The 19,377-nt window shown below is 71.0% G+C and carries 18 protein-coding genes; 9 read left to right on the plus strand and 9 right to left on the minus strand.

Annotation, left to right across the window (positions count from 1 at the left end):
• Positions 1–65 precede the first annotated feature (65 nt).
• Together cimA and ACH4LD_RS28350 are read left to right on the plus strand one after the other, a co-directional pair.
• Positions 66–1,676: a citramalate synthase gene (gene cimA / locus ACH4LD_RS28345; protein WP_398057205.1), complete on the plus strand. Its 1,611-nt coding sequence runs from the start codon at positions 66–68 to the stop codon at positions 1,674–1,676.
• Positions 1,677–1,689: 13 nt separating this feature from the next.
• Complete coding sequence (locus tag ACH4LD_RS28350) at positions 1,690–2,115, plus strand: VOC family protein (protein WP_132788885.1); 426 nt, start codon at positions 1,690–1,692, stop codon at positions 2,113–2,115.
• Between the two features lie 25 nt (positions 2,116–2,140).
• Here the strand turns inward: ACH4LD_RS28350 and ACH4LD_RS28355 are convergent, their stop codons facing one another.
• The 4 genes from ACH4LD_RS28355 to ACH4LD_RS28370 all read right to left on the minus strand — a co-directional run bounded on the left by ACH4LD_RS28355 (position 2,141) and on the right by ACH4LD_RS28370 (position 5,385).
• Positions 2,141–2,743: a GPP34 family phosphoprotein gene (locus ACH4LD_RS28355; protein WP_398057204.1), complete on the minus strand. Its 603-nt coding sequence runs from the start codon at positions 2,741–2,743 to the stop codon at positions 2,141–2,143.
• A gap of 22 nt (positions 2,744–2,765) precedes the next feature.
• Positions 2,766–2,936 carry a hypothetical protein gene (locus ACH4LD_RS28360; RefSeq protein ID WP_398057203.1) on the minus strand — a complete coding sequence of 57 codons (171 nt, stop codon included), beginning with the start codon at positions 2,934–2,936 and terminating at the stop codon, positions 2,766–2,768.
• 76 nt (positions 2,937–3,012) lie between these two features.
• Entirely contained in the window at positions 3,013–3,501 is a 489-nt protein-coding gene (locus ACH4LD_RS28365) for a hypothetical protein (RefSeq protein ID WP_398057202.1), read from the minus strand.
• A gap of 18 nt (positions 3,502–3,519) precedes the next feature.
• Complete coding sequence (locus ACH4LD_RS28370) at positions 3,520–5,385, minus strand: ricin-type beta-trefoil lectin domain protein (protein WP_398057201.1); 1,866 nt, start codon at positions 5,383–5,385, stop codon at positions 3,520–3,522.
• A gap of 124 nt (positions 5,386–5,509) precedes the next feature.
• On the opposite strand from ACH4LD_RS28370, the gene ACH4LD_RS28375 reads away from it, so the two are divergent.
• Together ACH4LD_RS28375 and ACH4LD_RS28380 are read left to right on the plus strand one after the other, a co-directional pair.
• Entirely contained in the window at positions 5,510–8,524 is a 3,015-nt protein-coding gene (locus tag ACH4LD_RS28375; protein ID WP_398057200.1) for a glycoside hydrolase family 3 protein, read from the plus strand.
• Positions 8,525–8,577: 53 nt separating this feature from the next.
• Positions 8,578–9,936, plus strand: a complete 1,359-nt coding sequence (locus ACH4LD_RS28380; protein ID WP_398057199.1) for a hypothetical protein — start codon at positions 8,578–8,580, stop codon at positions 9,934–9,936.
• An 18-nt stretch (positions 9,937–9,954) separates the two neighbouring features.
• Here ACH4LD_RS28380 and ACH4LD_RS28385 read toward each other — a convergent pair whose 3' ends face one another.
• Both ACH4LD_RS28385 and ACH4LD_RS28390 read right to left on the minus strand, forming a co-directional pair.
• Entirely contained in the window at positions 9,955–10,149 is a 195-nt protein-coding gene (locus ACH4LD_RS28385; RefSeq protein WP_398057198.1) for a DUF397 domain-containing protein, read from the minus strand.
• Positions 10,146–10,967 carry a Scr1 family TA system antitoxin-like transcriptional regulator gene (locus ACH4LD_RS28390; protein ID WP_398057197.1) on the minus strand — a complete coding sequence of 274 codons (822 nt, stop codon included), beginning with the start codon at positions 10,965–10,967 and terminating at the stop codon, positions 10,146–10,148. Before ACH4LD_RS28390 ends, ACH4LD_RS28385 begins: the two co-directional genes overlap by 4 nt.
• Positions 10,968–11,079: 112 nt before the next feature.
• Here ACH4LD_RS28390 and ACH4LD_RS28395 point away from each other — a divergent pair, with 112 nt between their 5' ends.
• The gene (locus ACH4LD_RS28395; RefSeq protein ID WP_398057196.1) at positions 11,080–11,517 is read left to right on the plus strand and encodes an ATP-binding protein; all 438 of its coding nucleotides are present in this window, start codon (positions 11,080–11,082) and stop codon (positions 11,515–11,517) included.
• A 772-nt stretch (positions 11,518–12,289) separates the two neighbouring features.
• Here ACH4LD_RS28395 and ACH4LD_RS28400 read toward each other — a convergent pair.
• The gene (locus ACH4LD_RS28400; RefSeq protein WP_398057195.1) at positions 12,290–12,895 is read right to left on the minus strand and encodes a YceI family protein; all 606 of its coding nucleotides are present in this window, start codon (positions 12,893–12,895) and stop codon (positions 12,290–12,292) included.
• Positions 12,896–13,118: 223 nt separating this feature from the next.
• Between ACH4LD_RS28400 and ACH4LD_RS28405 the strand changes: the two genes are divergently transcribed.
• From ACH4LD_RS28405 to ACH4LD_RS28420, 4 genes are all read left to right on the plus strand, one after another.
• Positions 13,119–13,625 carry a hypothetical protein gene (locus tag ACH4LD_RS28405; RefSeq protein ID WP_132788875.1) on the plus strand — a complete coding sequence of 169 codons (507 nt, stop codon included), beginning with the start codon at positions 13,119–13,121 and terminating at the stop codon, positions 13,623–13,625.
• Between the two features lie 34 nt (positions 13,626–13,659).
• The gene (locus tag ACH4LD_RS28410; RefSeq protein ID WP_398057194.1) at positions 13,660–15,963 is read left to right on the plus strand and encodes a polysaccharide lyase 8 family protein; all 2,304 of its coding nucleotides are present in this window, start codon (positions 13,660–13,662) and stop codon (positions 15,961–15,963) included.
• A gap of 154 nt (positions 15,964–16,117) precedes the next feature.
• Positions 16,118–17,713 carry an acyl-CoA carboxylase subunit beta gene (locus tag ACH4LD_RS28415; RefSeq protein ID WP_103811214.1) on the plus strand — a complete coding sequence of 532 codons (1,596 nt, stop codon included), beginning with the start codon at positions 16,118–16,120 and terminating at the stop codon, positions 17,711–17,713.
• 35 nt (positions 17,714–17,748) lie between these two features.
• On the plus strand, positions 17,749–17,940 hold the full coding sequence (locus tag ACH4LD_RS28420; protein ID WP_103811213.1) for an acyl-CoA carboxylase subunit epsilon: 192 nt from the start codon (positions 17,749–17,751) through the stop codon (positions 17,938–17,940).
• A 281-nt stretch (positions 17,941–18,221) separates the two neighbouring features.
• Here the strand turns inward: ACH4LD_RS28420 and ACH4LD_RS28425 are convergent, their stop codons facing one another.
• Positions 18,222–18,803 (minus strand): ATP/GTP-binding protein, encoded by a 582-nt coding sequence (locus ACH4LD_RS28425; protein WP_014675207.1) that lies wholly within the window; start codon positions 18,801–18,803, stop codon positions 18,222–18,224.
• Positions 18,784–19,353 carry a DUF742 domain-containing protein gene (locus ACH4LD_RS28430; protein ID WP_103811212.1) on the minus strand — a complete coding sequence of 190 codons (570 nt, stop codon included), beginning with the start codon at positions 19,351–19,353 and terminating at the stop codon, positions 18,784–18,786. Before ACH4LD_RS28430 ends, ACH4LD_RS28425 begins: the two co-directional genes overlap by 20 nt.
• Between the last annotated feature and the right edge of the window lie 24 nt (positions 19,354–19,377).

The raw sequence follows: 19,377 nt of genomic DNA on the forward strand, positions 1-19,377 counted from the left end.
ATGGAGGAACGGTGGAGCCGGTCATTCCGGTAAAGACCGAAGATTTCCCACAGGAGCCTTGAGACATGACCGAGACGGCAACCAGCGAGCTCGACGACTCGTTCCACGTCTTCGACACCACGCTGCGCGACGGCGCGCAGCGCGAGGGCATCAACCTCACCGTCGCGGACAAGCTCGCCATCGCCCGGCACCTGGACGACTTCGGCGTGGGCTTCATCGAGGGCGGCTGGCCCGGCGCGAACCCCCGCGACACGGAGTTCTTCGCCCGCGCGCAAGCGGAGATCGACTTCCGGCACGCCCAGCTCGTCGCGTTCGGCGCCACCCGCCGCGCCGGCACCACAGCCGCCGAGGACCCGCAGGTCAAGGCCCTGCTCAGCTCGGGTGCCCCGGTGATCACCCTGGTCGCCAAGTCGCACGACCGGCACGTGGAGCTCGCGCTGCGCACCACCCTGGACGAGAACCTGGAGATGGTCCGCGACACCGTGTCGTACCTGCGCGAGCAGGGCCGCCGGGTCTTCGTGGACTGCGAGCACTTCTTCGACGGCTACCGCGCCAACCCCGAGTACGCCAAGGCGGTCGTCCGCGCCGCCTCCGAGGCCGGCGCCGACGTCGTCGTCCTCTGCGACACCAACGGCGGCATGCTCCCCGCCCAGGTCCACGCGGTCGTCGCCACCGTCCTCGCCGACACCGGCGCCCGGCTCGGCATCCACGCCCAGGACGACACCGGCTGTGCGGTCGCCAACACCCTGGCCGCCGTCGACGCGGGCGCCACCCATGTGCAGTGCACGGCCAACGGCTACGGCGAGCGCGTCGGCAACGCCAACCTGTTCCCGGTGGTCGCCGCCCTGGAACTGAAGTACGGCAAGAAGGTGCTGCCCGACGGCCGGCTGCGCGAGATGACCCGCACCTCCCACGCCATCGCCGAGGTCGTCAACCTGACGCCGTCGACCCACCAGCCGTACGTGGGCGTCTCCGCCTTCGCGCACAAGGCCGGCCTGCACGCCTCCGCCATCAAGGTCGACCCGGACCTGTACCAGCACATCGACCCCGAGCTGGTCGGCAACACCATGCGCATGCTCGTCTCCGACATGGCGGGCCGCGCCTCGGTCGAGCTGAAGGGCAAGGAGCTGGGCATCGACCTGAGCGGCGACCGGGAGCTGGTCGGCCGGGTGGTCGAGCGGGTGAAGGAGCGGGAGCTCAAGGGCTACACCTACGAGGCGGCGGACGCCTCGTTCGAGCTGCTGCTGCGCGCGGAGGCCGAGGGCCGGCCGCTGAAGTACTTCGACGTCGAGTCCTGGCGGGCCATCGTCGAGGACCGGCCCGACGGCACCCACGCCAACGAGGCCACGGTCAAGCTGTGGGCCAAGAGCGAGCGGATCGTCGCCACCGCCGAGGGCAACGGCCCGGTCAACGCCCTGGACCGCGCCCTGCGCGTGGCCCTGGAGAAGATCTACCCGCAGCTCGCCAAGCTGGACCTGGTCGACTACAAGGTCCGCATCCTGGAGGGCAAGCACGGCACCTCCTCCACCACCCGGGTGCTGATCTCCACCTCGGACGGCTCCGGCGAGTGGGCCACGGTCGGTGTGGCCGAGAACGTCATCGCCGCCTCCTGGCAGGCCCTGGAGGACGCGTACACGTACGGCCTCCTCCGCGCGGGCGTGGAGCCCGCTCAGTAGCCACAGTGGAGGCATGACCTCACCAACCCAAGACGTGCTGTCCCGGGCCCGCGTCGCGACCCGGCTGCCCGCCCGGGACCTGGACCGGGCCCGCCGCTTCTACGCCGAGAAGCTCGGCCTGTACCCGGTGGACGAACGGCCCGGCGGGCTGCTGTACCGCTGCGCGGGCGCGGACTTCGTCGTGTTCCGCTCGACGGGGGCCTCGCCCGGCACCTTCACCCAGATGGCCTTCGAGGTGGACGACATCGAGGCGGCCGTCACCGAGCTGCGCCGCCGGGGCGTCGAGTTCCAGGAGGTCGACGTGCCCGGCTTCCGCACCCGGGACGGCATCGCCGAGATCGAGGGCAACTACCCGAGCAAGGGCGCGCGGGCCGAGCGGGGCGCGTGGTTCCGGGACAGCGAGGGCAACCTGCTGGGCATCGGCCAGCTGATCCTGTGAGGCCCGCCGGCCGGTCCGGTGCCGCTCAGGGCGCCCGCCAGATGTTGTCGAAGGCGATGTTCTCGATGCGGCGCCGCTCGCGCACCGCCTCCAGCTCGGTCACCGCGTCACCCACCGCCGCCAGGACGGTGATCACCGCCTCGTCGTCGAGCCCGGAGGAGGTTGTCCGGTCGGGCTCGATGCCCAGCGTGCCCGCGAGGCTCGTCAGCACCGGGTCGTGGGAGTCCCAGCGGTCGGTCGCGTGCCGCCGGGCGGCCGTGTCGGCCGGGGCCTCGGTCCCGCCCCGGCCCGGCCACCAGTGCCGGCGCCTGCCGGTGAGCTGCCCGTCGGCTTCCAGGACGTCCCGGTAGGCCACGGCCAGCCCCTCGCCGCGCCGCCACAGCCAGTCCTCGACCGTCTCGTACGGCTCCTCGCGGACGAGCCTCGCCCCGGCCTCGTCCAGCAGCCGGTCACCCGTGGTCAGCACCGGGCCGGGCACGATGCGCTCACCGTCCAGGGTGAGCGCCCGGGCGCCGAGCAGGTCGATCAGCTCGGCCCCGGCGAGCGCCAGCGACAGATCGCCCTGCTCGACGGGGCGCTCGCCCGGTACGTCCAGGCTGACGAGGAACAGGTCCTGCGGTGTCGTCATGGGGGCTCCAGGTCACCGGCCGTCAGCTACGGCCGGGGTCGTTCGGACGGGACTCCAGCGGAGTGACGGTGAGCTGCGTCCAGGGTCGCAGCGGCAGCGTACCGAGGATCCGCTCGCGCGGCGCGCCTCGTCGTCGGCCCGCGGGGGTGCCGTCGGGCACCGAGGTGGTGATCTCGACCAGGAACTCGCGCATGATCCCGCTTCCTTGGTGGGTGGCCGGCTGGGGGCCGGCCCCCTTCATCGTCCCCCAGCCGCCGGACGGGCGCCGCTCAGCACGAGTCGGCCGCGAGCCGCTCGAACGCGGTGAGGCTCATCGCCCGGCCGTCCGCCCATACCTGGCCGGGCTTCAGCCGGTCGATCTGCTCGCCGGTGAACTCCACGACCCCGTTGTAGGAGTCGCCGCCGGTGTAGTGCCCGAACCGGAGGACGTACCGGTGCCGGGGCAGGAGGTGCTGGGCGCCCCGGTGACGGGCGTGCCAGGCGGCGGGCGGGTCGAAGAGGGGGAAGTCGGCGTCGCCGCGCAGCCCCTCCTCGCGCGTGTCCCACCCGGTGGCGACGGGCCCCTTCCGGGCGCCCCGGGCCCGCCCGTCCAGGTCCGGGCCCTGATAGCCGTCGTCACCGCACGGCCGGAACACGGCGTACGGCGTCCCGTCCGGTGCGGCCCGCACCCCCGCGAGCGGCAGGTCGACGGCGCCACAGCCGCTGAGCAGCAGCGTCCCGCCGACGATCCCCGCCGCCACGGCCCCCGTACGTCGCATGGTCTCCGCCTTACCGCCTCACCGCAGGGTCCACTTCTGGTTGGCGGCACCGGTGCAGGACCAGATCTGGGCCCGGGCCCCGTTCGCCGACGAGTTGTCGGTGACGTCCAGGCACTTGTTCGCCGCCGTGTTCACCACATCACCCGTGGACGCGTTGTACGACCACCGTTGGGCACCGGTTCCGTTGCAGTCGTACAACTGCGTCTTGGCCCCGTCCGCCGTCGAACCGGAGGTCACGTCCAGGCACTTGCCGAGCGCCTGGATCGACCCGTCGGCCTGGACGGTCCACTGCTGGGCCGCGCTGCCGTTGCAGTCGTAGAGCTGTACCGCCGTGCCGTTGGCGCTCGAACCGCCCGCCACGTCCAGGCACTTGCCGGCGAGGCCCACGAAGGCTCCCGTCCTGGCGCCGCCGCCGGACTGGGTGCCGGACCAGGTGAAGGTCGCCGAGGTGTTGCCGGGCAGCGAGTAAGTGGCGTGCTGCGAGCCCCAGTTGATGGTCACGGTCCGGGCCGACGAGGAGTCGTTGTAGGCGATCAGCGCCTTGCTGCCGTCCGGGTTGCGCCAGGCGACGTTCGGCACCGTGGTGGAGGCGGTGGAGGCTATGCGCTGGGCGCCGGGGCGGACGAACTTGGTCAGGTGGCCCATGTCGTAGTACTCGACGGTGTAGTCCACGGTCCCGCTCGCGCCGTCGCCGTTGTGCACGGTGATCAGGCCGGTGCAGGTGCCGCAGCCGCCGTTGTGCGGGCCCATGTTCTGGTCCACCGCCAGCGACCACTTGGTCACCGACTTCGCCCAGTTGCGGGTGTAGTCGATGATGTTGGACATGTCCTCGCGCTGCTGGTCGGCGATCCAGGTGCCACCGGAGTGCTCGGTGCCGAAGGCGTCCAGCGCGGGGTACTGGTTGTGCACGGTGGTCTGCTTGGCGATGTCACCGCCGTAGCCGTGCCAGGCGATGCCGCCGAAGTTGGGGTGGTTGCGGACGGCCGGGTCGTCCACGGTCTGGGCCGCGTACGAGTCGTAGACGTCCCAGTTCCAGTCGTGCGCCAGCACCTTGGTGGTCAGGCCCGCCGACTGGAGCCTCGGCAGCAGCTCGTTCTTGGTGAAGTAGGCGAGGCCGCTCGCGTTCCAGCTCATCGACGGGTAGCCGGAACAGCAGGTCGGCTCGTTCTGCGCGGTGACGTACGAGACGTTGATCCCCTGGTCCTTGTACGCCTGGAGGTACTTCACGAAGTAGGAGGCGTACGCCCCGTAGTCCTCCGCCTTCAGCCAGCCCCCGTTGAGCGAGCCGCTGTCCTTCATCCACGCCGGCGCGGTCCACGGCGAGGCCATCACGGTCAGGGAGGGGTTGAGCTGGAGCGCCTGCCGGGTGAGCGGGACGACGTCGACCAGGTCGTGCGCGAGGGAGAACTTCGCGAGGGACGGGTCGGTCTGCCCGGCCGGCACGTCGTCGTAGGTGTAGCCGTAGCGGGCGAGGTCGGAGGCGCCCATGGGGTTGCGCAGGAACGACAGGCCGATGCCGTCGGTCGGCGAGAACAGCTTGCGCATGGTCGCGTCCCGGGTCGCCTGGGACAGCGCCCCGCTGCTGTTCATCAGCCAGGCGGCGGTGTCCGTGAAGGACGCGCCGCCGCCGGTGAAGGTCTGGTAGCGGGTGTTCTCGTCGACGGTGATGTTCTCGCCGCTCCCGCCCGTCCCGGACTGGAAGGCGAACGGCGCCTGCGGCTGCAGGCCGCGCACGACATGCCGGCCGGCGGAGTCGTCTGTGGTGGTGAGCCAGGCGGTCACCTGCTCACCGGCCGCGTGCGCGGGGGGTACGGCCACACTGAGACCGGCTGCGGAGAGCAGCCCGGCGAGCAACAGCCGGACTGTGCGGGGGGATCTCCTCATGGTGCGTCGCCCTTCCTCTCGGATCGGCAGAGCTGACGGGTCGTCTTGACGGGGGTGTGTGCCCCTAGTTAACTCACGGCGTGAGCTAAGCCCTGAGTGAACCACGAGAGCCGAGGGAAGGTCCATGCGAAGAACCGCCCTGCTCGCCTCCGCCGCACTCCTCGCCGGTCTGCTGCCCTGGGCGGCGACCGCGCGAGCCGCCGACGAGCCCGCCCCCGTACCCGTCGACCGCTTCGAGGGCGAGGTGCCCTTCGCCTCCCAGCCCGCCGAGGGCATCTTCACCTGGGGCGGCGACTCCGACGACCCGCCCACGCTCCGCCTCGCCGACCGCGCCGACGCCCCCGAGGGCGGCAAGGTCCTCGCCGGCGGCTACGACATCAGCGGCTACGGCGGCTTCACCCACGACTTCGCCGCCACCGCGCCCGCCCACGACTGGTCCGCCCACCAGGGCATACGGTTCTGGTGGGAGGGGCGGAACAACGGCAAGAAGATCGCCTTCGAGATCAAGGACGGCGGGGCCGACGGCGAGGCGTCCGAACTGTGGACCACCTCCTTCACCGACGACTTCACCGGCTGGAAGCAGATCCAGCTCCCCTTCACCGACTTCACCTACCGCACCGACTACCAGCCCGTCGGCGGCATCGACCACGTCCTCGGCCTGAAGGAGATGTGGGGCTACGCCCTGACCCTCCCGGCCGGTGTCAAGGGCGACTTCGCCATGGACGGCGTGGAGCTGTACGGCAGGGCCGACCAGGCACTGCGCGCCACCGTCACCACCGACGCACCCGTCCACCCGGTCGAGGAGGGCGGCACGGCCAAGGTGAAGGTCACCGTGGCCACCACCGGCGAGCAGCCCCTCACGGACCCCGTGACCGTCACCTACGCCACCGGGGACGGCACCGCGACCGCCGGCCAGGACTACACACCCGTCTCCGGCACCCTCACCTTCCCGGCCGGCACCGCCTCCGGCACCGAGCGGACCATCGCCGTACCCACCCGCCGGGACCGGGCGGCCGAACCCGCCGAGACCGTCCCCCTGAAGCTCACGGTCACCGGCGCGAAGGCCCCCGCCGAAACCCCGCAGGTCGTGATCGACGCGCACGGACTGCCGTACCTCAACGCCAAGTTGCCGGTGAAGAAGCGGGTCGCCGACCTGCTGAGCCGGATGTCCCTGGCGGAGAAGGCCGGCCAGATGACCCAGGCCGAACGCGGCGCGATGTCCCAGCCGAACGACATCGCCGCCTACGCCCTCGGCTCCCTGCTCTCCGGCGGCGGCTCGACGCCCACGCCCAACACGCCCGAGGCGTGGGCGAAGATGATCGACGCCTTCCAGCTGCGGACCCAGGCGACACGCTTCCAGATCCCGCTGATCTACGGCGTCGACGCGGTCCACGGCCACAACAACCTCTCCGGCGCCACGGTCATGCCGCACAACGTCGGCATCGGCGCCACCCGCGATCCCCGACTGGCCTACCAGACGGGCGCGGTGACGGCAGCCGAGGTCCGCGCGACCGGCGTCCCCTGGGACTTCGCGCCCTGCCTGTGCGTGAGCCGCGACGAACGCTGGGGCCGCTCCTACGAGTCCTTCGGCGAGGACCCGGCACTCGTGGACTCCATGGAGACCGTCATCCAGGGCCTCCAGGGCCGCGCCGACGGCAAGGACCTCAAGCGCGCCGACAAGGTGCTCGCCACGGCCAAGCACTTCGTCGGCGACGGCGGCACCGCCTACGGCTCCTCCACCACCGGGAAGTACACCATCGACCAGGGCGTCACCAAGGTCACCCGCCAGGAGCTGGAGGACATCCACCTCGCGCCGTTCCGCACGGCCGTCGAGCGGGGCGTCGGCACGGTCATGCCGTCGTACTCCTCCCTCGACATCGCCGGCGACGGCAAGGGCGCGGTGAAGATGCACGCCCGCGGCGACATGATCAACGGCGTGCTCAAGGGCCGCATGGGCTTCGACGGCTTCGTCATCAGCGACTGGAACGCCATCGACCAGCTGCCCGGCGACTACGCGTCCCACGTCCGCACCTCGGTCAACGCGGGCGTCGACATGATGATGGTGCCGTACACCTACAAGGAGTTCAGCGGCACGCTCGTCGACGAGGTGAAGGCGGGCCGGGTCAGCGAGAAGCGGATCGACGACGCCGTCTCCCGCATCCTCACCGAGAAGTTCCAGCTCGGCCTCTTCGAGCACCCCTACGCCGACACCAGCAGGGCCTCCGCCATCGGCTCCCCGGCCCACCGGGAGGTCGCCCGCCGGGCCGCCGCCGAGTCGCAGGTGCTGCTGAAGAACGCGGGCGGGCTGCTGCCGCTGAAGAAGAGCGAGAAGGTGTACGTCGCCGGGTCCAACGCCGACGACATCGGCAACCAGACCGGCGGCTGGACCCTCACCTGGCAGGGCGCCTCCGGGAACACCGTCCCCGGTACGACCATCCTCCAGGGTCTGCGCGAGGCGGGCGGGGACGTCACCTACTCCAAGGACGCCTCCGCTCCCACCGGCGGCTACGACGTCGGGGTGGTCGTGGTCGGCGAGACCCCGTACGCCGAGGGCGTCGGCGACGTCGGCAACGGCCACGACCTGAACCTGTCCGCCGCCGACCGGGCCGCCGTCGACAAGGTGTGCGCGGCCATGAAGTGCGCGGTGCTGATCGTCTCCGGCCGCCCGCAGCTCGTCGGCGACCGGCTGGACGAGATCGACGCCCTGGTCGCCTCCTGGCTGCCCGGTACCGAGGGCGAGGGCGTCGCCGACGTCCTCTACGGCAAGCGCCCCTTCACCGGACAGCTCCCGGTCACCTGGCCCAGGTCGGAGGCGCAGCTGCCGATCAACGTGGGCGACACGGCGTACGACCCGCAGTTCCCGTACGGCTGGGGCCTGACCACCCGCACCGACGTCCCGAAGGGCGGTACCGCGACCCTGCGCGACCTCGCCGTCCGGGCGGCGAAGGCCGAGCGGCACCGCGACGACCGCACCGGCCGCGCGCTGGTCACCCAGGCCCGGCTGCTCGTCCAGCAGAAGGCGGACGGCCACCTCACGGCCGCCGTGGCAAAGCCCTTCGCCGACGCCGACCACCTGCTGCTGACCGGCAGGTACGGAAAGGCGGTGGAGAAGCTGGCGGAGGCCTACCGGGCGGCCTGATCCCCACGGAGCATGAGTGACCGGTTTGGTGAGGCTTCGGGTAGTTTCAAGGTATGAAGGCCGTGCCGCGGACCCGAAGCCTCCCCGCCCTGCTCCTGGCCGTCCTGGCCCTGGTGCTGGCGACCCTGTTCGCGCCCGGGGCGAGCGCGGACACCAGCGTCTCCACGATCGCCCAGGCCCTGCGCAAGAGCCCGGTCTACGTCGACCCGGCGGCCCGGGACCAGCTCTCCGCCGCCGACGCCGACACGCTCGCCACCCGGATCAAGGACGCGGACAAACCCCTGTTCATCGCCGTCCTCCCGGCCGGCTACCCCACCGCGAACCTCTTCTCCGACCTCCGCTCCGCCACCGGCGTCACCGGTCTCTACGGCATCCGCCTCGGCGACCGCTTCGACGCCCGCGCCGACTCCTCCGTCATGTCGGCCACGGCCCGGCAGAACCTGGTCACCAGCGTCCAGGGCGAGGACGCCAAGGCCCAGCTCGCCGACTTCACCGACCGCGCCCTGGCCAACATGGGCGGCCACGCCCCCAGCAGCTGGGGCGGCTCGGCCGACGGCGGCGGCGCCTCCACCACCGCACTGATCACGACGGCCGCCGTCCTGGTGGCAGCCGGCGGGGGCGCCTACGCGCTGGTCCGCCGCAACCGCCGGCGCCGCGAGGACGAGCAGCGGGCCGCCCTGGACCGGCTGCGGGTCGTCGTGGACGAGGACATCACCGCGTTCGGCGAGGAACTCGACCGCCTGGACTTCCACCCCTCGGAAGCGGGCGCCGACGACACGATGCGCGCCGACTACGAGCGCGCGCTGGACGCCTACGAGACCGCCAAGCAGCGCATGGCCGCGGCACGGAAACCGGAGGACGTCCGGTCGGTCACCGAGGCGGTCGAGGACGGCCGCTTCTCCCTCGCCCAACTGGCCGCCCGCCGCGAGGGCCGCCCGCTCCCGGAACGCCGCCCGCCCTGCTTCTTCGACCCCCGGCACGGCCCCTCGGTCTCCGACGCCACCTGGACCCCGCCCGGCGGCGCCCCGCGCCAGGTCCCGGTCTGCGCGGCCGACGCCACCCGTCTGGCCGACGGCCGCGACCCCGTGATCCGCGAGGTCGACACCGACTACGGCCGCCGCCCCTACTGGGACGCGGGCCCGGCCTACGGCCCCTGGGCCGGCGGCTACTTCGGCGGCGGCCTCCTCCCCGGCCTCCTCGTCGGCACCCTGCTCGGCAGCGTGATGGCGACCCCCGCCTACGCCGCCGACTACGGCACCGGATACGGCGACTTCGGCGGGGGAGGCTACGAGGGCGGCGACGTCTCCGGCACCGACTTCGACCCCGGCGACTTCAGCGGCGGCTTCGGTGACGGGGGTGGGTTCGGCGACGGGGGTGGGGGTGGGGGTGGGGACTTCGGCGGGGGGTTCTGAGTGGCGGCGTGCCGCTGCTCAGCGGGTGATGCCGTCGAGGAAACGGGTCCAGGTGACGGGGGAGAGGGTGAGGGTGGGGCCGGGAGTGGGGCCGGCGGTGGTTTTGGAGTCGCGGATGTGGATGGTGGTGGGGGTGGTGGCTACTTCTAGGCAGTCGCCGCCCTCGTTGCTGCTGTAGCTGGACTTGAACCATGCCAGTGCTGCGGTGTTCATGACTCTCCTAGCAGTCCATTCAGGAGGCGCACGCTCTCCTCCGTAGAGAGGGCCTGTGACCGCAGCATTCCATACTTGTAGTGATAGTCGCTGACCTCTTCCGGGTCATCTACGAGGAAGCTCGCGCGCTGAACTTCCAGATAGACGAGACGTTCGTGCTCGGGTGTCTCCAGCAGGGTCATCGGACCCGCGAGCCCCGCGTGCGGCATCCGATTCATGGGCATGATCTGCACGCTCATGTGGACCGGTTCCGTGTATTCCAGGATCTGGCGGATCTGCTCCCGCATCACCGCCGACCCACCGACCTGTCGCCGCAGGATGCTCTCTTCCATGATGAAGTGGCCAACGGGCGGACAATCCCGCTGCCAGATCAACTGGCGTTCCATGCGGGCGTTCACCCACTGCTCGGCCGTCTCGCTCCCGAGCGCGGGATAGCGGGAGTCGAAGGCGGCGAGGCAGTACTCCCGGGTTTGCAGCAGACCCGGCACCATCTGGGTCTGGTACGACAGGATGCCGACCGCCTCCTGCTCATGATCCACCAGCCCCTGCGCGAACTGGACGATCCGGTCCCGGACCGGCAGCTTGGCCACCACCACCGCTAACGCCCCGCCAGTGTCGAGGAGTTCGTCGAACTGCTCGGCGCGATCCGGCTGGAGGGCCAGCCTCCCCTGCTCGATCGACCGCACCGTGTCGACCGCGAGGTTCGCCGACTCCGCGAACTGTTCCTGTGTGAGGCGCGCCTTCTTGCGGAAGTGCGCCACCAGCGCGCCGACCGCGTACCACGAACCGACCTTCTTGGGCCTCGATGCCACGTGCATGGCCGTTCCTTTCCCCCGTACGCACGCCAAGCTCTCGTAGTGGACTCGTAGCAATCAGAACTACGACCTCACTCACTGACCCAGTGTAGTGACGCACAGTGACACTCGCCGCATGAACGCAGAACCCCGACACCCCCGCACACGCCAGACCTTCTACCGCCGTGACCGCAGGTCGGTACGGCTCGCGCGGGAGTTCGCCCATGAGGCACTGGCGGACTGGGCCACGGCCGAGCGCAGCGACGACGTACTGCTCTGCGTGAGCGAGTTGGCGACCAACGCGCTCCTCCACGGCGTGCCCGCAGGCCGGGGTTTCCTGCTCCGGCTCACCCTGCACACGGACGGTGTCCTCCGCGTCGAGGTGCACGACAGCGGTCCGGGGGAGGTGCGGATTCCGGAGCCGACTCCGGAGGCGGAACACGGCCGGGGTCTGCTCCTCGTCGCGGCCCTCGCGGACAAGTGGGGGGTGGGGGAGCGGAGCCCCGGCAAGATCGTGTGGTGCGAGTTCGCGGTGCGGGGTGATGAGGTGGCCGTTCCAGGGCGGCTGCGGTGAGCGCCTACTGAGTCGGTTGCTGTTGGGCCGCCCGCTTCTTGGCCGGTGTCGTGCTTCCGCGAGCCGCGTCAAGGGCGCTTCGCGTCGCCTTCGGCGATGGACCTCCGGCCCACCCTTGACCCGGCCCGCTCCAGCACGGGGAAGAAGCGAGCGGGCGGCCCGGAAATACGGCGGCCCGAGCGGGGTTCGCGGCTACCGGGGCTGCGTCGCCCCGTCGGCGAACGGACGCCCCCGCGCCTCGCCGGCACGCCGGGTGGGTTTGGCGGCTTGCGGTGGGTGGGTGAGAGAGAGGGGGGAGGGGCTGGCGTCCCATGAGCCCCGCAGGTCACAAGAGACCGGTGATTGGCGGATTTGGGCCACTCCCGCTGCCCGACCAGCCGATTGACCTGCCCCTTTTTCGGCGACCCCTGGAACAAATCCGCCAATCACTGAGCGAGGGGCCCGATACGAGCCCCCGGCCCCGGCGGAAAGCCGCCGAACCGGCCCGGCGTGCAGGCGAGGCGCGTCCGCGTGCCCTTGCCGACGGTGCGGACCCAGTTGCCGTGGGGGCCCGTTGCCGCTGGGCCAGCGCTGTTTGGGGCCGCTCGCTCGCTTCTTCCCCGGGCTGGAGCGAGGTGTGTCAAAGGTGGCCCGGAGGGCCATCGCCGAAGGCGACACGGAACGCGCCCTTGACTCACCTCGCGGAAGCCCGACCCTGGCCGGGAAGCGAGCGGACCAAGGGTCACCTGTTGCCGACGGACACCCTGCCAACCCTCCGCCGGCTGCGGGACGCTCACGCGTTCTTGATCGCCGAGATGTCGAAGACCAGCTTGATCTTGTCGGAGACCAGGACCCCGCCCGTCTCCAGCGCCGCGTTCCAGGTCAGGCCCCACTCCGAGCGCAGGATCTCGGCCTTGCCCTCGAAGCCGACGCGCTCGTTGCCGAACGGGTCCTTCGCGGCGCCGTTGAACTCCAGGTCGATGGTGAGCGGCTTGGTGACGCCGAGCAGGGAGAGGTCGCCGGTGATGCGGTAGTCGTCGCCGCCCAGGGACTCGGCCTTGGTGGAGCGGAACGTCATGACCGGGTGCTCGTCGATCTTGAAGAAGTCGGACGACTTCAGGTGGCCGTCGCGGTCGGTGTTGCCGGTCTCGATGCTGGCCATCTGGACGTCGAGGGTGGCCGTGGACTTGGTGGGGTCGGCGCCGTCGAGGTGGAGCGTGCCGGTGAAGTCCTGGAAGCCGCCCTTGACGTTGGTGACCATGGCGTGCCGGGCGACGAAGCCGATCGTGCTGTGGGACGGGTCGATCGTGTAGTCGCCGGTCAGCGCGGTCAGGTCGGGGCCGGCGGCGGCCTGCGCGGCGGGGGCGGAGGTGGTGTCCTTGCGGCTGAAGATTCCCATGGCGTGCTCCTTGTGGTTCTTGTTGAACGTTAAACCAACCTGCGAGACAGACAGTAGACCCATTCGGTTCGGTTTTCAACATCATCCGCAGCGTGTTTGCGTGCGCGCGTCGAGTAACCGGTTCCGCCCTCTGGCGCACCGGTCGATCGCTCGGGCACCATCTGGCTGCACCACCTGCACAGCCGACCCACAGGACGCACGGCCCACCGCAGGAAAGGTCCCCATGAAGCCGCTCAAGACCCGCTCGCTGCTCACCGCGCTCGCCCTCGTCGTCGCCCCCGGCGTCGCCGTCCTCGGCACCGCCACCGACGCCTTCGCCGTCACCAAGATCAGCCACGCGACCGCCACTCAGATGTTCCGCGACGTCGGCATCACGTGGTCGTCCTCGGGCAACTGCTCCGACCGCTACAACTCCACCTGTACGTCCTTCGAGCAGCTCAACCTCGCCACCGCCCAGGGCGCCCAGACCCTCAAGCGGGCCAGCGGCTGCGCCCTCAACATCACCGGCGGCACCGAGACCGGCCACGCCTCCGGCACCTACTCCCACTGGAACGGCTACAAGCTCGACTACGGCAAGAACACGTGCGTGACGTCGTACATCAAGAACAACTTCAGCTACATCGGCCTGCGCGGCGACGGCGCCCCGCAGTACCAGTCCGGCTCCGGCAACATCTACGCCGACGAGGGCAACCACTGGGACGTCCTCTACTACAACTGCGGCGGCTGCTGAGCCGGGAACCGAGGGGAGGGCGGTGACCGGGCCCATGCGCATGACCCGACGCGCGCTGCTGCTGGCCGCCGCCCTCGCCGCCGCCCCGGCGCCGGGCGCGCGGGCGGCCGACGACCCGTACGACGCGCTGCGCCTCCGCTGGCTCGGCATCGCGCTGGGCGCGGGATACGACCCGGCCGCCGAGCCGTACGCCTCCCGGCTCGCCCTCCTCGGGCAGCAGGCGCGGGAGTTCCGGGAGGGCATGGAGCCCGGACCCGCCTCCCTCTGGCCCGGGCATCCCTTCGACCCGCCCTCCGGCATCACCTTCAGCTACGGCCGGCTGTGGACCATGACCCAGGCGTACGTCCAGGCCGGCACCGGGTCCACCGGCGACCCCGGCCTCCTCGCCGACGTACTGCGCGGGCTCGACCACCTCTCCGCCATCGTCTACAACCCCGCCACCACCCGCTACGGCAACTGGTGGGAGTGGCAGATCGGCAGCCCCCGGCTGCTGACGGACATCACGGCCGCCCTGTACGAGCAGGCCGGCCCCGCACGGGTGGCGGCGGCCTGCGCGGCCGTCGACCACTTCGTCCCGGACGCCATGCTCACCGACTACTCCGGCACCTCCACCGGCGCCAACCGCGTCGACCTGTGCCGCTCGGTCGCCCTGCGCGGCATCCTCGGCCGGAGTCCGCAGAAGATCTCCCTCGCGCGTGACGCCCTCTCGCCCGTCTTCCCCTACGTGACGCGGGGCGACGGCCTCTACGCCGACGGCTCGTTCGTCCAGCACACCTGGGTCGCCTACTCCGGTACGTACGGGCAGGTCCTGCTCGACGGGCTCGGGCGGCTGTTCGCACTGCTCGCCGGGTCCGAGTGGGAGGTCACCGACCCCGCCCGGCGCAACATCCTGGACGGCGTCGAGCACGCCTGGGCGCCCCTGATCCACGACGGGCTGGTGACGGACTGCGTCAACGGACGTGCCATCAGCCGGGGGCACCTGCGCAGCGACGACCAGCACGTGCTGCGCGGCGACCACTACCACGGGCAGGCCCTGATCGCCGCCATCGCCCTCCTCGCGGACGGCGCGAGCCCGGCCGAACGGGAGCGGTGGCACGGCCGGATCAAGGGGTGGATCGAACGGGACACCACCGTACCGATGCTGACGTCACGTCAGTTCGACGTCGCCGATCTCGCGCGGCTGCACGCCATCGCCGCCTCGCCCGCACCCGCCGCCCCGGAACCCCTCGGTCACCGCCTCTTCCCGGCCATGGACCGCGCCGTCCACCGCACCCCCCGCTTCACCGCCGCCCTCGCCATGGCCAGCGACCGCATCGCCCACTACGAGTGCGGCAACGGCGAGAACCCACGAGGCTGGCACACCGGCTCCGGCATGCTCTCCTGGTGGCCCCGGGGCCGCGGCGAACAGTACACCGACTGGTACTGGCCCACCGTCGACTGGTACCGGCTGCCCGGCACCACCGTGTCCACGAAGCGGCTCCCCGACCGGGCCGGCGGCGAGTGGGGCGCCCCCAAGCCGGACGTCCGCTGGGTCGGCGGGACCACCGACGGCACGTACGCGGCGGTCGGCCAGCACCTCAAGGGCCTCGGCTCCACCCTCCAGGCCCACAAGTCCTGGTTCTTCCTCGACGACGCCGTGGTCTGCCTCGGCGCCGGGATCTCCTGCGCCGACGGCGTCCCGGTGGAGACGGTCGTGGACAGCCGCAACCTGGGCGAGAACGGCACCCAGAGCTTCGTACGCGGACGGAACTGGGCCCACCTGGAGGAGCACGGCGGCTGGATCCTGCCGTACGGAGGCGAGTTGCGCACCCTCCGCGAGGACCGCACCGGCGCCTGGTCCGACATCAACACCACCAGCACGGACGAACGGCGCACCCGGCGATGGCAGACCCTCTGGCTCGACCACGGCACCGACCCCGAGGCCGCCCGCTACGCCTACGTCCTGCTGCCCGGCGCCTCCCGCGCCGAGACCGCCGCGCGGGCCGCCGACCGGCACTGGCTGTCCGTCCTCGCCAACGACGCCGGCCACCAGGCCGTCGCCGTCCCCCGGCTGGGCCTGATGGCGTGGAACTTCTGGCGGGCCGGTACGGTGGGGGACCTGACCGTGTCGGCCGGTGCGAGCGTGCTCGTCGTACACCGGGGTCGTACGGCCACCCTCCGCGTGAGCGAGCCGCCCCGCACCGGAGCCCCGCTGGAGCTGGTCTGGGAGCGTCCGGTGCGCGCGGTGACCCGGGCCGACGACAGCGTCGAGGTCCTTTCGGCCGACCGCCGTCTGAGGCTCCGTGTCACTCCGGGGATGGCATGTGCCACCCACGAATGTGAGCTGACTCTCGGCTGACGGCTTTGTGGTCTCCCTACAACGAGACGCCCTCCTGAGCAGTCGGAATGCCTGCATGCCGCCATGGTTCTGTTCACTGGCACCAGGAAAACGGGCTGGAGACTGTACGGAGTCGACGGCTCGCTTTTCTTCGGGTCCTTCGTAAGGTCGCTACATGACCGTTTTGGAAGAGACGACGGGTGAGCCGACCGGTGAGCCGACGGACGCGCGCGGACGGGTCGCCGAACTGCACGAGATCCGTGCGCGGGCCCTGGCGGGGCCGAGCGAGAAGGCGACCGAGGCGCAGCACGCCAAGGGCAAGCTGACGGCGCGGGAGCGGATCGAGCTGCTCCTCGACCCCGGGTCCTTCCAGGAGGTCGAGCAGCTGCGCCGGCACCGGGCGACCGGCTTCGGCCTGGAGGCCAAGAAGCCGTACACCGACGGTGTCATCACCGGCTGGGGCACGGTGGAGGGCCGTACGGTCTTCGTCTACGCCCACGACTTCCGGATCTTCGGCGGCGCCCTCGGCGAGGCCCACGCCACCAAGATCCACAAGATCATGGACATGGCCATCGCGGCCGGTGCCCCGCTGGTGTCGCTCAACGACGGCGCCGGTGCCCGCATCCAGGAGGGCGTCTCCGCCCTCGCCGGCTACGGCGGCATCTTCCAGCGCAACACCAAGGCCAGCGGTGTCATCCCGCAGATCTCCGTGATGCTCGGCCCGTGCGCGGGCGGCGCGGCCTACTCCCCGGCGCTGACGGACTTCGTCTTCATGGTCCGCGACACGTCCCAGATGTTCATCACGGGCCCGGACGTGGTCAAGGCCGTCACGGGCGAGGAGATCACCCAGAACGGCCTGGGCGGCGCGGACGTCCACGCCGAGACGAGCGGTGTCTGCCACTTCGCGTACGACGACGAGGAGACGTGCATCGCCGAGGTGCGCTACCTCCTGTCGCTCCTCCCGCAGAACAACCGCGAGAACCCGCCGCGGGTCGACTCCACCGACCCGGCGGACCGCCGCGGCGACGTGCTGCTGGACCTGGTCCCGGCCGACGGCAACCGGCCCTACGACATGGCCAAGGTCATCGAGGAGATCGTCGACGACGGCGAGTACCTGGAGGTCCACGAGCGCTGGGCGCGCAACATCATCTGCGCCCTCGCCCGCCTGGACGGCCAGGTGGTCGGCATCATCGCGAACCAGCCGCAGGTCCTGGCGGGCGTGCTGGACATCGAGGCGAGTGAAAAAGCTGCGCGCTTTGTCCAGATGTGTGACGCTTTCAATATCCCGATCGTCACGTTCCTGGACGTCCCCGGGTTCCTCCCCGGCGTCGACCAGGAGCACGGCGGGATCATCCGCCACGGCGCGAAGCTGCTGTACGCCTACTGCAACGCGACCGTGCCGAGGATCTCGCTCATCCTGCGCAAGGCGTACGGAGGTGCCTACATCGTCATGGACTCCCAGTCGATCGGCGCCGACCTCACCTACGCGTGGCCGACGAACGAGATCGCCGTGATGGGCGCGGAGGGCGCGGCCAACGTCATCTTCCGCCGGCAGATCGCCGAGGCCCAGGACCCCGAAGCCATGCGCGCGCGGATGGTCAAGGAGTACAAGTCCGAGCTGATGCACCCCTACTACGCGGCCGAGCGGGGCCTGGTCGACGACGTCATCGACCCCGCCGAGACCCGCGAGGTGCTGATCAAGTCCCTGGCGATGCTGCACACCAAGCACGCCGACCTGCCCTCCCGCAAGCACGGCAACCCTCCGCAGTAACCCGGCGGACACCTCTCTCAGGGAGACTGACACCCATGAGCACTGCTGACATCCGCGTCGAGAAGGGCCACGCCGAGCCCGAGGAGGTCGCCGCCATCACGGCCATCCTCCTGGCCCGCGCCGCCGCCCGCCCCGAGCCTTCGGCCACCCACCGGATCCGCCCCAGGGCAGGCTGGCGCCGCCTGGAACGGGAGCCGGGCTTCCGGGCGCCGCACAGCTGGCACTGAGCCTCTCGAACGCGACCCCAGCCCCGCCGCCCCTTGTGGGAGGCGGGGCTGCGGTGTGTTCGGACGACGGTGACGTCAACGCCGGAGAGGTCCAGCGGAAGCTCCGCCATCACCGGATCGGCGTAAGCATCCGCGTCGAAATACGCCCGCGCGTCCCCAGCCGTCATGCCGCCGCCTCAGCGCTCATCGTCCGCCCCCTCGACCACATCCGGGGCCAGTGTGGCACCGGGGTACGACAAAGGGGCCCTCTCCGGACGGAAAGGGCCCCTCGTGAAGGAGCGCTAGCGCAGGCGTGCCATCAGGGCGTGTTCCACCAGGGTGATCAGCGCGCTCTTGGCGTCCGCGCGGTGGCGGGCGTCCGTCGTGATGATCGGGGTGTCCGGTCCGATCTGCAGGGCCTCGCGGACCTCGTCGGGGGTGTAGGGCTGCTGGCCGTCGAAGCCGTTGAGGGCGATGACGAAGGGCAGGCCCGAGTTCTCGAAGTAGTCGACCGCCGGGAAGCAGTCGGCGAGACGGCGGGTGTCCACCAGGACGATCGCGCCGATGGCGCCGCGGACCAGGTCGTCCCACATGAACCAGAAGCGGTCCTGGCCGGGGGTGCCGAACAGGTACAGGATCAGGTCCTGGTCCAGGGTGATGCGGCCGAAGTCCATGGCCACCGTGGTGGTGGTCTTGTCCCCGGTGTGGGTGAGGTCGTCGATGCCGGCCGAAGCGGACGTCATGACGGCCTCTGTGCGCAGCGGGTTGATCTCCGAGACGGCGCCGACGAACGTGGTCTTGCCCACGCCGAAGCCGCCCGCCACCACGATCTTCGCGGAGGTGGTGGAGCGGGAAGGACCGCCGCTAGAGCTTGCGAAGTCCACTGAGCACCCTTTCGAGCAGTGTCACGTCTGGCTGGCCGCCGGCGTTCTCGTCGCCGCCGGGCTGATGGATGGCGACCAGGCCCGCCTCCGCCAAGTCGGCGACGAGAATCCTGGCCACGCCGAGGGGGATCGTCAGCAGGGCCGAGATCTCGGCCACCGACTTGATCTCCCGGCACAGGTTGCAGATCCGCTGATGCTCGGGCAGCTGGCCCTGCATCTGGTGCGGAGCGGCGGTGGTGTGCACCAGCGCCTCGATGGCGAGCTGGTAGCGCGGGCGGGTCCGGCCGCCGGTCATGGCGTACGGACGCACCAAGGGGTTGTTGGACGCCGAAGCCGGTGCCGGCTCGGGGCGGCGCTGCGGCTGGACCGGCTGGATGCGCGGCGCCGGAGGCTGGTCGTACGGCGACGGGCCCGGACCCTGCGGGGCGTACGGCTGCCGGTGGCTGGGAGCGGAGGGGAAGTTGTACGGGTTCGCCGAACCGTCGCCCTGGCCCTGGGCAGGGCCGTACGACCAGTTGCCCGAAGACGAACCGCCTGGGGGTGTTGCCACTTTCTCCTCCTCCGACTGCGCCGG

Origin of the sequence: Streptomyces sp. NPDC017676 (genome assembly GCF_044329325.1) — a bacterium.
In the GTDB taxonomy this organism is placed as follows: Bacteria; Actinomycetota; Actinomycetes; order Streptomycetales; family Streptomycetaceae; genus Streptomyces.